The following is a 13,199-nucleotide window of genomic DNA, read 5'->3' as shown; positions in this document are numbered from 1 at the left end:
CGAGGCACAGCCACAGCACGCGCGCAGGGAGCGCAGGGAGCGCAGCACCGCTCACCGCGGTGCGGGAGGGGCGGTGGACCGCACGGTGAGTGATCGCTCAGGCAGGCCGTACGCGCATGCAAGGACATTGCCGGCCACGAACCTCTTTGCATGACCATGCGAGATGCTGCATACTCTTTCCATGTCCAAGGTCCTCACCTCCCTCCCCGCCGGCGAGCGCGTCGGCATCGCCTTCTCGGGCGGCCTCGACACCTCCGTCGCAGTCGCGTGGATGCGTGACAAGGGCGCCGTCCCGTGCACCTACACGGCCGACATCGGCCAGTACGACGAGCCCGACATCGCCTCGGTCCCGGGCCGCGCGAAGACCTACGGTGCCGAGATCGCGCGCCTGGTCGACTGTCGCGCGGCACTGGTCGAGGAAGGCCTGGCCGCGCTGACCTGCGGGGCGTTCCACATCCGCTCGGGCGGGCGGGCCTACTTCAACACCACGCCGCTCGGCCGCGCCGTCACCGGCACCCTCCTGGTCCGGGCGATGCTCGAGGACGACGTACAGATCTGGGGCGATGGCTCGACCTTCAAGGGCAATGACATCGAGCGGTTCTACCGGTACGGCCTGCTCGCCAACCCCCACCTGCGGATCTACAAGCCCTGGCTGGACGCGAACTTCGTGACCGAGCTCGGCGGCCGCAAGGAGATGTCGGAGTGGCTGCTCGCCCACGACCTCCCCTACCGGGACAGCACGGAGAAGGCGTACTCCACCGACGCCAACATCTGGGGCGCCACCCACGAGGCCAAGACGCTGGAGCACCTCGACACCGGCGTGGAGACCGTGGAGCCGATCATGGGCGTGCGGTTCTGGGACCCGTCGGTCGAGATCCTCACCGAGGACGTGACGATCGGCTTCGACCAGGGCCGCCCGGTGACGATCAACGGCAAGGAGTTCGCCTCCGCCGTCGACCTGGTCATGGAGGCCAACGCCATCGGTGGCCGGCACGGCATGGGCATGTCCGACCAGATCGAGAACCGGATCATCGAGGCCAAGAGCCGCGGCATCTACGAGGCCCCCGGCATGGCCCTGCTGCACGCGGCGTACGAGCGCCTGGTCAACGCGATCCACAACGAGGACACCCTCGCCCAGTACCACAACGAGGGCCGGCGGCTCGGACGCCTGATGTACGAGGGCCGGTGGCTGGACCCGCAGGCGCTGATGGTCCGCGAGTCGCTGCAGCGCTGGGTCGGCGCGGCCGTCACCGGTCAGGTGACGCTGCGACTGCGGCGCGGTGAGGACTACTCGATCATCGACACGACCGGCCCGGCGTTCAGCTACCACCCGGACAAGCTGTCCATGGAGCGCACCGAGGACTCGGCGTTCGGCCCGGTCGACCGGATCGGCCAGCTCACCATGCGCAACCTCGACATCGCCGACTCGCGCGCCAAGCTGGAGCAGTACGCCGGGCTGGGCCTGATCGGCACCGCCAACCCCGCCGTCGGCGCCGCACAGGCCGCCGCGACCGGGCTGATCGGCACGCTGCCGGAGGGCGGCGCCGAGGCCATCGCCTCCCGCGGCGAGGTCTCCGACGCCGACGAGTTGCTGGACCGCGCCGCGATGGAATCCGGCACGGACTGAACGGACCCAACGGACCCAACGGACCCAACGGGCTCGACGGTCTCAACGCACCCAACGGGCTCGACGGACTGATCAGCCCTGGTGGCGAGCGGTGCGCTCGCCCTCCCTCCGGTGACGCAGCAGCGAAGCGGCCGGCTCAGCGCCCATGGCGCGGAGCCGGCCGCTACTGGTTTCCGCATGACTGGTTCCGCTGCTCAGCGCATAGTCTGCCGGCCCGAAGCGGCCATATCGCCCAGAGGCGGTCAAGGTGGTAGGTGACACGACACTCCACCTGCGGGAAAGGCGGCACCATGAGCAGACTGATCGTCACCGCGTTCGTCACCCTGGACGGCGTGATGCAGGCCCCCGGCGGCCCGGACGAGGACGTCGACGGAGGCTTCCAGCACGGCGGCTGGCAGGTCCCGTACGTCGACGAGGACTTCATGGACCTCATCCTGGGGATCTTCGAACGGACCGCCGACCATCTCCTGCTCGGCCGGAAGACCTACGACATCTTCGCCGCACACTGGCCGCGCGTCACCGACCAGAACGACCCGATCGCCGTGAAGCTCAACTCCATGCCCAAGTACGTCGCCTCACGCACCCGCGACAGCCTGGAGTGGCACAACTCCCATCTGCTGAAGGGTGAGGCCGCGCAGTCCGTCGCACAGCTCAAGGCACAGCTCGACGGCGTGATCATGACGCAGGGCAGCAGCAACCTGATCCAGACCCTGCAGCAACACGATCTCGTCGACGAGTACCGGCTGCTCATCAACCCCCTGATCCTCGGCACCGGCAAGCGGCTCTTCGCGGAGGGCGCCACCCCGGTCGCCTGGACGCTCATGGAATCCCGCACCACCAGCGCGGGCGTGCAGTACTGCGCCTACGAACGCGCGGGCACCCCCGAATACGGAACTTTCCTGCTGGACGAGCAGGGCTGATGACCCGCTACGCGCGACCTCTACCACGTAAGGCACCATGTAAGGCATGGATAGCATAAGTGGGCCTTACGAGCTGCGCGTGGGTGTGCCCTCCGTCGAGGTCTTCCGCCGCCTGCGGACCGATGCCGGCCTCTCCGACAGAGCCCCCGAAGCCGTCGCGCTCGCCCTGCCCCATACCTGGCACGGCGTCGTGCTTCACCACCAGGGCGAGCCCATCGGCATGGGGCGGATCATCGGGGACGGGGGCACCGCGTTCCAGATCGTCGACATCTGCGTGCACCCCGCGCACCAGGGGCGAGGTCTCGGTAAGCGCATCATGGCCGCGCTCACAGAGGAGCTGGAAAACCGGGCGCCCGCCACCGCGTACGTCTCTCTGATCGCGGACGGTCCCGCGCGCTTCCTCTACGAGAAGTTCGGCTTCGCCGACACCGCCGCGCACGGCTCGGTGGGCATGTACCGCTTCATGACCGGGAGTTGACCGGCAGGTGGCCCGCCGCGCTCGCCGCCGGGCCACCACCTTCCCGTCTCCGGGCCACCACCATCCCCTCCCCTCGGGGCCGCCCCTACCCCGCCGTCACCGTCACATAGCCGACCTTCTTCACACGGCCGTGGTGGGCGACGACCGTCACCGGGTAGCGGCCCGGCTTGATGTCGGTGCGGATGGTGGCCGTGCCGAGGAAGCGCGGGTCGTCGCCGTCGGAGGCCTTGCTGTCGTCGGCGCGGAGGTGGAGTACGTGGGTGAACGCCGGGGAGGTGGCGGTCAGACGCGTCTCCTCGCCCGGGTCCGGGGTCACGTCGTGCCACATGACCCCGACCTTTCCTCCTCGGACGACCCGGATGCTGTGCCGGTGTGGGCTGTCGGCGTAGTTGCCCGGGGCGTACAGTTCGGGGCCGTACGCCTTGCCGAGGTAGTCCGGGTCGCCGGGGCGGGACGCGCGGACCGTCAGGCGCTTCTTCATGATGTGCCGGCCGTGTGGGCCGAGCAGTTCGAAGGTGTACCTGCCGTCCGCCAGACCGGGCTTGAGCTCCGGACGGGCCTGGAACGTCCGGGGGTTGTAGAAGTCCGCCTTGTCGTGGACCAGACGTACGGGCCGCGACAGGGCTGCGGACCGTACGGTGAAGTGGGTGCCCCGCTCACCGGGGTACAGGTCGTCGAAGTACAGCCACACCGGCGCCCCGGGGCGGGCAACTTCCGACGCGGGGGTGAAGGTGAACGACGGGCGTTGCGACCGCAGGACCTGGATCTTGTCGCGGGCGACGGTGCGGCCTGCGACGGTGACCGACACCGGGTGCCAGCGGGGCTTGGCCGTCATCGCGAGGGCGGTCGTGGCCCGGCACGAGCCGTCCTGCCGGCGCAGCCGTACGGGCCCGCTGAACGCGGACGACCGGGCCACCACCGGGGCGTCCCCCGCGTCACAGCTGACGCCGTCGAGGTCCATGGTGAGCAGTTGCCCGGGGCGGGCCTCCAGATTGCCGTCCAGGGTCAAGGTGGGCTTACCGGACGTGGCGGTGGGCGTGCGCCCGCTCTTGCCGTGGGGGTGCTCCGCGGTGCTGTGCGCGTGGTGCGCGGACGCCCCGGGGCTCTGCGCCGCCTTGGTCGGGTTCGCCGAAGTGGCGCCGCACCCGCCCAGCACAAGGCCGGCCGCGATCACGCCCATCAGCCTGGACCAGTTCATCGTCTCCCCCAGTCGGTCGGTCAGAGGGAGAGATGCCGGCACGGCGATGTTGGTTGTCTGCCTCAGGGGCAGATCTTTTAGGAGTAAGGGCCATGCGTACGTAGGGGACATGCGTCGTAAGGGGCATGTGTAGTAAGGGACATGCCTACGTAACGGGCATCTCGCACACACTCCTGAGGCACCTGTCGAGGGACCAGGGAGGTCTAGCTGTCGCCGGCGCGCCGAAGCTCCGCCGCGAGGTGGTGTTGCAACGGCTGACCGACCGCCGCGAGGTCATGGACGAAGGTGAGCGTGTCCTGGTCCGCCAGGTCGTAGCGGCGGCGAGAGGCATTGACCTCCTTGGCGGTGGGAGTGAGCGCCACCTGATGGGTCGTCAGGTCGACCGTCCCGTCCTCCGCCCGGCCGACCAGGATCTCCGCGACGCCGGTGGGCTGGGTGATCAGTGCCTCCACATGCCCCTCCGGCTGCAGCCGCCACCAGCCGCTCTCGCGCGCGGCCGGCCGCAGCGGGGTGTCGTCCGGGTCGAGGAGCCAGGCACGTGCCTCGTAGCGGAGGAAGGGGCGCCCGTCGTGGCTGAAGGTGACCTCCTGCGCGTACGCGAACTCCTCGGCGAGGGTCGGATACCCGCCACGCCCCCGGCCGACCCACCTGCCCAGCAGCCCGATCAGCGGCGCGACCAGGGCGTGGGGCGCGGGCACTTCGTCCGGGCGGAACGCGTCGGGGTACGGGGGCCGCGGGGTGAGGTCGGACATGAGGTGCGCTCCTGGATCGTCGTCGGTGCCGGGGGAATCCTCGGCCTCCCCATGATCGCCCCCTACACCTCCTCACCGGGAATCGACAGGTACGCCTCGCGCAGAGTGCTCAGCACCGGGTCGTCGACGGTCAGCGAGGCATCATCGATCGCCGTCAACGCCCGGACGCCGATGCTCGTGTTGGTGGCGAACGCCGCCCGCATGCTCTTGGCCCGGTCCAGGGTGAGGGGCGCGATCCGGTGCTCCACCTGTTGCTGCAACAGCCTCATGGTGACGCCCGGCAGCACCGGGGCCTGGGGCCACACCACGGTGCCCGCGCCGTCGATGAAACCGACGTTCCAGGTCGGCCCTTCGCTGACGTACCCGTCGGGCCCGACGAGCAGAGCGTCGTCGAAGCCGGCGCGCTGTGCCGCGCGCCGCACGTGCAGAGCCCCGAACAGGCCGCAGTGCTTGACCTCGGGCAGATCGCGCTCATAGGGAGCGCTCATCGCGCGCAGCGGCGGCGGGGGCATCGCCCCGGCCGGACGTACGGTGACCAGTACCTGGGGCTGATCGGCGTCGGCAGGGTGGCCGACCTCGACCGCGGGATCGTAGACGGTCACGCGGACCACGCACGGACCGCGCCGCCCCTCCAGCGCCTGCCGGACGAACTGCCGGACGCGGCCGGTGTCCAGATCGGCGCCCCAGACGGTCCCGCAGTCCCGTACGAGGCGGTCCAGGTGCAGCGACAGCCCACGGATCCGGTGTTCGGCGTCGGCCCGCATGGTGGTGAAGTGTCCGTAGCCCGTCAACGCCAGAGGGAGCACGTCATCGGTGGTCACGGGCTTTCCGTCGAGATGCGCCATACCCCCAGCATGTCAGGACGGTCTCGGGCCGCGGGATTCCAGAGGGTCCCGGGGGCCCGGGGGGGCCGGGGGTTCCAAGGGCCCAGGAGGTTCCGGGGCCCATGGGCGTTCCTCGTATTCGTGGTGTTCGTGGGTGTCCCAAGCAGTTCTCACCGCCCGGGACACCCACGTGTCAGTGCAACAACGGGGCCTACCTGGCGAGTTCGGCCGGCTCGTCCAACCGTGTCAGTTTCTGCGGGTTGGCCACCGCGTGGATCCGGGTGACCCGCCCGTCCTCCACCACGAGGCTCACCGCCGCCAGCCGGCCGTCGAGCTCTATCCGGCCCGCGGGCGCGCCGTTCAGCCACACCGCCGACACCGCACGACCGGGGCGCGCGAGCAACTGCGCCACCAGCTCGGCCCCATGGATCGGAGCCCGCGCGGCGGCCGCGAGCCCACCACCGTCGGTGACCAGGACCACGTCCGGCGCCATGACCTCCAGGAGCTCCTGGACCTGCCCGGTGCGCAACGCGGCCAGGAACCGCTCCACCACGGCCTGCTGCTCCGACCGGCTCACCGCCACCCGCGGCCGCCGGGCCGCCACATGCTCACGGGCCCGCCGCGCGATCTGCCGCACCGCGGCCGCGGACTTCCCGACGGCCTCGGCGATCTCGCCGTACGGCACGTCGAAGACCTCCCGCAGCACGAACACCGCCCGCTCCGCCGGCCCGAGCGTTTCCAGCACGGTCAGCATCGCGATCGAGACGCTCTCCGCGAGTTCGACGTCCTCGGCGACATCAGGGCTGGTCAGCAGCGGTTCCGGCAGCCACTCGCCGACGTATTCCTCGCGACGGCGGGACAACGTCCGCAGGCGGTTGAGCGCCTGCCGGGTGACGACCCGGACGAGGTACGCCCGCGGCTCACTCACCTGTGCCTGGTCGACGTCGGCCCACCGCAGCCAGGAATCCTGCAGCACGTCCTCCGCATCGGCCGCTGACCCGAGCATCTCGTAGGCGACCGTGAAGAGCAGGGTGCGGTGGGCGACGAACGGGTCCTCGGTCATGCCGTCGAGGCCGCGCCGGAGGTCACCGTGCGCTCGGCCAGCGGAATCCCGCAGACCTCGGAGAAGCCCTGCGAGGCGACCCCATGGGCATTGTTGTTCCTGGTAGCCATGTTGACGAAGGCGATGTACGCGGTGAGCTCAACCATCGCCGCCGCGCCGAGCCGGTCCAGCAGACCGGCATACATCTCATCGGTGACGGTCGGCGGCGTGTTCGTCATCGCCTCGGCGTACTCAAGGACGTCCCGCTCCAGCGGCGTGAACACGTCCGACTCCCGCCAGCGCGGCACCTGGCTCGCCTTGGTCAGGTCCAGGTTCTGGTTCAGTGCCTGGAAGTAGCCGACGTCGAGGCACCAGCCGCAGCCGACCAGCGCCGCAACGGCCATATGCGCGAACGACTTGAGGCCCGCGTCGGCCGTGTCCCACTCGGCCAGCTTGGCCGAGAACTCCAGGTTGGACGTGGCGACATCGGGGCTGTGCCACACCACCTCGACGGGCTCGGGCACGGCACCGAGCTGCTTGGTCATGTTCTCGCGGAGCTCGGCGGGAAGCTCGGCCTTCGGAACGCGTAGCGACATGGTGTTCTCCCTGTGGGTGTGTATGTCTGCCGGTACGCCATGAAGACACCGCCGGTCCGTCGAATGTGACAGCGGGGGTCCGGTGACTGTCACCAAGGGGAGGCTGAAGTGATCGGCCTCGACGAGGAGGTGGCCGAGAGCGGCCGTGGGTGCCGCGGGCCGGCGGCGGCTCATGGCCCGCGGCGGGTTCACTCAACGGCTGTTCATCGCTCACTCATCGATCAGGCATCCGTCAGTCAGCCGGAATCGACTCGCGCAGGGCCTTCGCGGTCGCGCGGGGGTCGTAGCCCTCGGGCACGCCCTCGACCAGGATGATGTCGCCCTCGATGTGCCGCGAACGCAGCGGCGCGATCTCCTGGTAGGCGGGCGAATCCCACCAGGCCTGAGCCTCGGCCACGCTGGGAAAGCCGATCACCACCACGTGCCCGGGCCAGCTGCCCTCCTTCACCTCGTGCTGGGCCGCATGCACGAGGAAACGACCGCCGTACGGCTCGAACGTCGCAGAGATCCGCTCGATGTACTCAGCGATCTCCGGGTGCGGTACGGCCTCCTGGAGATGACCTATGACATAAGCAGGCATGAGAACCTTCCAGTTGCTCGGCTGACATCGGCTGACATACGTCGCGATCATGACACGCAGTCGACCGACATCAACGACGTGCGCGCGGCCGCAGCCGCGGGACCCCTCCCTCGCCCCGCTCAGGCCTGGCCGCAGTCAGGGCACAGCCCCCGATAGGTCATCTCGACCTCGGAGACGGTGAAGCCGAAGCGTTCGGAGGCGGGTAGGGCGGCCAGCGGGTCGCCGGTGGGGTGGACGTCGCGGATGGTGCCGCAGGTCGAGCAGATCAGGTGCTGGTGGGGGCGGTGGGCGTTGGGGTCGTAGCGCTTGGCGCGGCCGTCGGTGGCCACTTCGGTCACCTCACCGAGCGAGACGAGCTCGCCGAGGGTGTTGTAGACGGTTGCGCGGGAGATCTCCGGCAGCCGGGCAGCGGCGCGGGCGAGCACCTCGTCCGCGGTGAGGTGGACGTGCTCGCCGTCGAGTACCTCGGCGACTACCCGGCGCTGGGCAGTCATCCGCCAGCCGCGTCGGCGGAGCCGGTCCAGCAGGTCGCTCATGACCACCAGCCTTACTGTGCGTGTTCCGGACAGTGCGTATTCCGGTCCCGGACTGTGGATGGTCCGGTTCCGGACAGTGCGTATTCCCGTTCCGGACCGTGCGTGTTCCGGCCCCGGACCGTGCGTGTGCTGGAACCGAAGTGTGCATCTTCCAGTTCCGGACTGTGCGTGTTCCGGATCCGGACTGTGCGTCTTCCCGTTCCAGGCTGTGCGTGGTCCGGCGAATGAATTCGTACGGGTCTGGCTGTTGTATTGACTTGGACTTCGTCCATCGTAGGATCGGTTCTGGCGACAGCCAAGGGACAGGACAACAGCAGGGAAAGCCCGTGACGGTTGATGGGACGGGTCCGCTCACCGCATCCGGTGCCCTGGCCGCGGACGGCCAGGTCAGCGGGCAGGCGGGTGCCGGCGGCCCGGTGCTGGTCGAGGAGCAGGTCCTGCCGACGCAGGTCGCCCCCTTCGAGCGGGAGTGCGCCCTTCGCGTGCGCGACGGCCGCCGTCATGGCGGGTGCCGGTCGTGCGGTGTCGTCGTTGATGCCCCCGCCGCGGTCGGTATGGCGTGGTGGCTGACCGCGTCCGACGGCCGCGGCCGCTCGCTCGTCCAGGCCGGGCTCATCTGCAGGGGCCCACAGGCCCCGCTCGTTTTCCCGTCCGTAGTTTCTGAAGTTTCTGAGCACCGTGATCTGCCAGTTCGGAAGGATTCCCATGTCTGAGAACCACGACGCGATCGTCACGGACCCGAAGCCCGAGGAGGCAGGCGGCTGCCCGGTCGCGCACGGGCGCGCCCTGCACCCGACCCAGGGCGGCGGCAACGCCCAGTGGTGGCCGGAGCGGCTCAATCTGAAGATCCTCGCCAAGAACCCCGCCGTGGCCAACCCGCTCGGTGAGGACTTCGACTACGCCGAGGCGTTCAAGAGCCTCGACCTCCCGGCGGTGAAACGGGACATCGCCGAGGTGCTGACGGACTCCAAGGACTGGTGGCCGGCCGACTTCGGTCACTACGGCCCGTTCATGATCCGTATGGCCTGGCACAGCGCGGGCACCTACCGCATCAGCGACGGCCGCGGCGGCGCCGGCGCCGGCCAGCAGCGCTTCGCCCCGCTCAACAGCTGGCCGGACAACGGCAACCTCGACAAGGCCCGCCGTCTGCTGTGGCCGGTGAAGAAGAAGTACGGCAAGAGCCTGTCCTGGGCCGACCTCATGATCCTCGCGGGCAACGTGGCGCTGGAGTCCATGGGCTTCACGACCTTCGGCTTCGCCGGCGGCCGCGAGGACGTGTGGGAGTCCGAGGAGGACGTGTACTGGGGTCCCGAGAAGGTCTGGCTCGACGACCAGCGGTACACCGGTGACCGTGAGTTGGAGAACCCGCTCGGCGCGGTCCAGATGGGTCTGATCTACGTCAACCCGGAGGGCCCGAACGGCACTCCGGACCCGATCGCCGCGGCCCGCGACATCCGTGAGACGTTCCGCCGGATGGCGATGAACGACGAGGAGACCGTCGCGCTGATCGCCGGTGGTCACACCTTCGGCAAGACCCACGGCGCCGGCCCGGCGGACCACGTCGGCCCCGACCCCGAGGCCTCCCCCATCGAGCAGCAGGGCCTCGGCTGGAAGAGCACCTACGGCACCGGCAAGGGCGGTGACGCGATCACCAGTGGCCTGGAGGTCACCTGGACCGCCACGCCGACCGAGTGGAGCAACGGCTTCTTCAAGAACCTCTTCGAGTACGAGTACGAGCTCACGCAGAGCCCGGCCGGCGCCCACCAGTGGGTGGCGAAGAACGCCGAGGCGATCATCCCCGACGCGCACGACCCGTCGAAGAAGAAGCTCCCGACGATGCTCACCACCGACCTGTCGCTGCGCTTCGACCCGGTGTACGAGCCGATCTCGCGTCGCTTCTACGAGAACCCCGAGGAGTTCGCGGACGCCTTCGCCCGTGCCTGGTACAAGCTGACCCACCGCGACCTCGGCCCGAAGTCGCTGTACCTCGGCCCGGAGGTCCCGGAGGAGACCCTGCTGTGGCAGGACCCGCTGCCGGAGGCCGAGGGCGAGGTCATCGACGCCGAGGACATCGCGGCCCTCAAGGCCAAGCTCCTCGACTCGGGGCTGACCGTCGCGCAGTTGGTGTCCACCGCGTGGGCGTCGGCCTCCACCTTCCGTACGAGCGACAAGCGCGGCGGCGCCAACGGTGCCCGGATCCGCCTGGAGCCGCAGCGCAGCTGGGAGGCCAACGACCCCGACCAGCTGGCGCTGGTGCTGCGCACCCTTGAGGGCATCCAGCAGGACTTCAACGCCAACTCCGGCGCCAAGCGGGTCTCCCTGGCCGACCTGATCGTCCTCGGTGGCGCCGCCGCCGTGGAGAAGGCCGCCAAGGACGCCGGTTACGACGTCGAGGTGCCCTTCGCGCCGGGCCGGGTGGACGCGACGGAGGAGCACACCGATGCGGAGTCCTTCGCCGCGCTGGAGCCCACCGCCGACGGCTTCCGCAACTACCTGGGCAAGGGCAACCGCCTGCCGGCCGAGTACCTGCTGCTCGACAGGGCGAACCTGCTGGGCCTGAGCGCCCCCGAGCTGACCGTCCTCGTCGGCGGCCTGCGCGTCCTGGGCGCGAACCACCAGCAGACCTCGCACGGCGTCTTCACCGACACCCCGGGCCGGCTGACGAACGACTTCTTCGTCAACCTGCTGGACCTGGGTACGACGTGGAAGGCGACCTCCGAGGACCAGACCACCTTCGAGGGCCGCGACGACGCCACCGGCGACGTCAAGTGGACCGGCACCCGTGCCGACCTGGTCTTCGGCTCGAACTCCGAGCTGCGCGCGCTCGCCGAGGTCTACGCGAGCGACGACGCGAAGGAGAAGTTCGTGAACGACTTCGTCGCGGCATGGGTCAAGGTGTCGAACCTGGACCGGTTCGATCTGGCCTGAGCACGCATCGAGTGACCTGAGACGACGTCCGGGCCGGCCCGCGGGGCCGGCCCGGACGTTCCGTATTTCGGGGGGGCTCCCTTGTGACGGCTCGACGAAGGACGGGCCCCCATCTGTTTAACGCGCAACGTTGACCGTGCGTTTATCAAACCTGGCTTAACTCCCCTGGTGGCTGTGCGGTGACCAGCAGCGCAGTCACGTAAGCCAACGGCTCGAAAATGGGGGGCATTTTGCAGTTCCGGCATACGGCAATAGCCATCGCCGCCACCGCCACTCTGGGGATCAGCACCCTGACCGGCACGGCGTACGCCAACCACCACTCAGCTGCGTCGCCGACGGTGACGACGTCGGTCCTCTCCCGCGGCGCCCGGTCCGGAGCGCTGCCGCAGTCCGGTCTGCCAGCCAGTTCCGTCAAGAAGCAGAGCTCGGCGCCCGGCAGCGCCGACAAATTCTGGACATCCGAGCGCGTCAGGCGTGCGCTTGCCAACCCGGTGGCGCCCGAGGGACCTCGCACCCCTCCCATGAGCCGCCCGCTGAAACAGTCCGCCCTGCCCGACGTCGCACTCTCCGCAAACGCCGTACCGCCGAAGCGCTCCTTAGCTTCCGCTCCTGGCGAGGCGAGAACCAGCGCCGCACAGGCGCAAGAGGCCACGCGTTCGCTGCGCGCACCCGAACCCAAGAAGTGGCCGTGGGCCGCCACCGGAATCCTGTTCTTCGAGACGGCCGCAGGCCGCTACGGCCACTGCACCGCCTCCGTCATCACGCACTCCAACAAGTCCTCCCTCTGGACGGCAGCGCATTGCCTTTATGACTGGGCCAAGAAGCGCTGGTACAAGAACTTCGCCTTCGCGCCCGGATTCGCCAAGACGGCGCCCTACGGCTACTGGGACGTCAAACGCGTCATCGTCCCCTCCGTCTACATCAGCAAAGGCGACTTCCGCTACTCCGACATGGGTGGCATGGTCCTCCAGCCCCGCAAGGGCCGCTCCATCCAGAACACGGTCGGCGCATACGGGTATGAGTTCCGGTCCAACTCCCCCGAGAACGACAACGTCGCCTCTCTTGGGTACCCCGCCGATGGATACCACCGGCCCGATTCCTTCTACTCCGGCGGTGCCTACATGCGGTACTGCTACGGCAACACGGTGGACGCATCGAACGGGAACCCGCTGGACCAGCGGCTGGAGATGGACTGCGAGATGGGCCACGGGGCCAGCGGAGGGCCCATGGTCAAAAACCTCACCCACGGCGCCCGGATCGTCGGCGTGAACAGCCACCGGAACGGGGACAGTCACGGCAACTGGACCGACAACCACCTGTATTCGTCCGAGCACGGCGCCTACGCCGTGAGCGTGTACAAGTCCCTGTGAACCGACGCACGTGACAGGACCCCGGCTGGCTTCGGCCAGCCGGGGTCCTTCCCTTGTACCGGGGATCTAGCGCTTCGGACAGTCGTATTCATCAGGGCCGGCCTCGTGCACAAGGGTTCCCCTACCCGCCGCAGCCGCGGAGCCGTCGCTTTTCGGTGGCACTCCGCCTTCCGGGCAAGGCCACTTTCCCGTTTTCTCATGGTGTCGCAAGGCGTCGTGAAACCGCGTCGCATCCTCCGGCTTCGACGGCTTCACCTGATGCACCGTCACTTCTGGGCCGTCTTCTCCCCGTGCCTGGAACGCGAACGGCACCGCGGCCACCGCCGCCAGTACCACCGCTGATAACTG

The 13,199-nt window shown here is 69.2% G+C and carries 12 protein-coding genes; 5 read left to right on the top strand and 7 right to left on the bottom strand.

The genetic code is table 11. The features are described from left to right. Positions 1-181: 181 nt before the first annotated feature. From argG to ACFV1J_RS05090, 3 genes are all read left to right on the top strand, one after another. A complete protein-coding gene (gene argG, locus ACFV1J_RS05100) occupies positions 182-1,627 on the top strand; it encodes an argininosuccinate synthase (RefSeq protein ID WP_385855835.1) in 1,446 nt (481 codons plus the stop codon). A 290-nt stretch (positions 1,628-1,917) separates the two neighbouring features. Beyond that, the gene (locus ACFV1J_RS05095; protein ID WP_385855834.1) at positions 1,918-2,547 is read left to right on the top strand and encodes a dihydrofolate reductase family protein; all 630 of its coding nucleotides are present in this window, start codon (positions 1,918-1,920) and stop codon (positions 2,545-2,547) included. 46 nt (positions 2,548-2,593) lie between these two features. Further along, a complete protein-coding gene (locus tag ACFV1J_RS05090) occupies positions 2,594-3,025 on the top strand; it encodes a GNAT family N-acetyltransferase (RefSeq protein WP_385855833.1) in 432 nt (143 codons plus the stop codon). An 85-nt stretch (positions 3,026-3,110) separates the two neighbouring features. On the opposite strand, the gene ACFV1J_RS05085 is transcribed toward ACFV1J_RS05090, so the two are convergent. The 7 genes from ACFV1J_RS05085 to ACFV1J_RS05055 all read right to left on the bottom strand — a co-directional run bounded on the left by ACFV1J_RS05085 (position 3,111) and on the right by ACFV1J_RS05055 (position 8,553). Further along, positions 3,111-4,223, bottom strand: a complete 1,113-nt coding sequence (locus tag ACFV1J_RS05085; protein ID WP_385855832.1) for a hypothetical protein — start codon at positions 4,221-4,223, stop codon at positions 3,111-3,113. A 203-nt stretch (positions 4,224-4,426) separates the two neighbouring features. Continuing rightward, positions 4,427-4,975, bottom strand: coding sequence for an FABP family protein (locus ACFV1J_RS05080; protein WP_385855831.1), 549 nt, complete (start codon positions 4,973-4,975; stop codon positions 4,427-4,429). A 62-nt stretch (positions 4,976-5,037) separates the two neighbouring features. Beyond that, entirely contained in the window at positions 5,038-5,820 is a 783-nt protein-coding gene (locus ACFV1J_RS05075) for an aminotransferase class IV family protein (protein ID WP_385855830.1), read from the bottom strand. Between the two features lie 190 nt (positions 5,821-6,010). Continuing rightward, positions 6,011-6,862 (bottom strand): RNA polymerase sigma-70 factor, encoded by an 852-nt coding sequence (locus ACFV1J_RS05070; protein WP_385855829.1) that lies wholly within the window; start codon positions 6,860-6,862, stop codon positions 6,011-6,013. After that, positions 6,859-7,437, bottom strand: a complete 579-nt coding sequence (locus tag ACFV1J_RS05065) for a carboxymuconolactone decarboxylase family protein (RefSeq protein WP_385855828.1) — start codon at positions 7,435-7,437, stop codon at positions 6,859-6,861. Before ACFV1J_RS05065 ends, ACFV1J_RS05070 begins: the two co-directional genes overlap by 4 nt. A 232-nt stretch (positions 7,438-7,669) precedes the next feature. Further along, positions 7,670-8,017, bottom strand: a complete 348-nt coding sequence (locus tag ACFV1J_RS05060) for a DUF1330 domain-containing protein (RefSeq protein ID WP_385855827.1) — start codon at positions 8,015-8,017, stop codon at positions 7,670-7,672. Positions 8,018-8,136: 119 nt separating this feature from the next. Next, entirely contained in the window at positions 8,137-8,553 is a 417-nt protein-coding gene (locus ACFV1J_RS05055; protein ID WP_385855826.1) for a Fur family transcriptional regulator, read from the bottom strand. Between the two features lie 705 nt (positions 8,554-9,258). Here ACFV1J_RS05055 and katG point away from each other — a divergent pair. Further along, the gene (gene katG, locus ACFV1J_RS05050) at positions 9,259-11,481 is read left to right on the top strand and encodes a catalase/peroxidase HPI (protein ID WP_385855825.1); all 2,223 of its coding nucleotides are present in this window, start codon (positions 9,259-9,261) and stop codon (positions 11,479-11,481) included. Positions 11,482-11,699: 218 nt separating this feature from the next. Beyond that, on the top strand, positions 11,700-12,851 hold the full coding sequence (locus tag ACFV1J_RS05045; protein WP_385855824.1) for a trypsin-like serine protease: 1,152 nt from the start codon (positions 11,700-11,702) through the stop codon (positions 12,849-12,851). Positions 12,852-13,199 lie beyond the last annotated feature (348 nt).

It is taken from the genome of Streptomyces sp. NPDC059649, assembly GCF_042734445.1.
Classification (GTDB): domain Bacteria; phylum Actinomycetota; class Actinomycetes; order Streptomycetales; family Streptomycetaceae; genus Streptomyces.
This window is presented reverse-complemented; position numbering and strand designations above follow the sequence as displayed.

Bases quoted from the DNA above. Each gene is read 5' to 3' on its own strand.
- ACFV1J_RS05095 (WP_385855834.1), top strand. From the start codon at position 1,918: ATGAGCAGACTGATCGTCACCGCGTTCGTCACCCTGGACGGCGTGATG.
- ACFV1J_RS05070 (WP_385855829.1), bottom strand. From the start codon at position 6,862: ATGACCGAGGACCCGTTCGTCGCCCACCGCACCCTGCTCTTCACGGTC.
- ACFV1J_RS05075 (WP_385855830.1), bottom strand. From the start codon at position 5,820: ATGGCGCATCTCGACGGAAAGCCCGTGACCACCGATGACGTGCTCCCT.
- ACFV1J_RS05090 (WP_385855833.1), top strand. From the start codon at position 2,594: ATGGATAGCATAAGTGGGCCTTACGAGCTGCGCGTGGGTGTGCCCTCC.
- ACFV1J_RS05055 (WP_385855826.1), bottom strand. From the start codon at position 8,553: ATGAGCGACCTGCTGGACCGGCTCCGCCGACGCGGCTGGCGGATGACT.
- ACFV1J_RS05060 (WP_385855827.1), bottom strand. From the start codon at position 8,017: ATGCCTGCTTATGTCATAGGTCATCTCCAGGAGGCCGTACCGCACCCG.
- argG (WP_385855835.1), top strand. From the start codon at position 182: ATGTCCAAGGTCCTCACCTCCCTCCCCGCCGGCGAGCGCGTCGGCATC.
- ACFV1J_RS05045 (WP_385855824.1), top strand. From the start codon at position 11,700: ATGGGGGGCATTTTGCAGTTCCGGCATACGGCAATAGCCATCGCCGCC.
- ACFV1J_RS05065 (WP_385855828.1), bottom strand. From the start codon at position 7,437: ATGTCGCTACGCGTTCCGAAGGCCGAGCTTCCCGCCGAGCTCCGCGAG.
- katG (WP_385855825.1), top strand. From the start codon at position 9,259: ATGTCTGAGAACCACGACGCGATCGTCACGGACCCGAAGCCCGAGGAG.
- ACFV1J_RS05085 (WP_385855832.1), bottom strand. From the start codon at position 4,223: ATGAACTGGTCCAGGCTGATGGGCGTGATCGCGGCCGGCCTTGTGCTG.
- ACFV1J_RS05080 (WP_385855831.1), bottom strand. From the start codon at position 4,975: ATGTCCGACCTCACCCCGCGGCCCCCGTACCCCGACGCGTTCCGCCCG.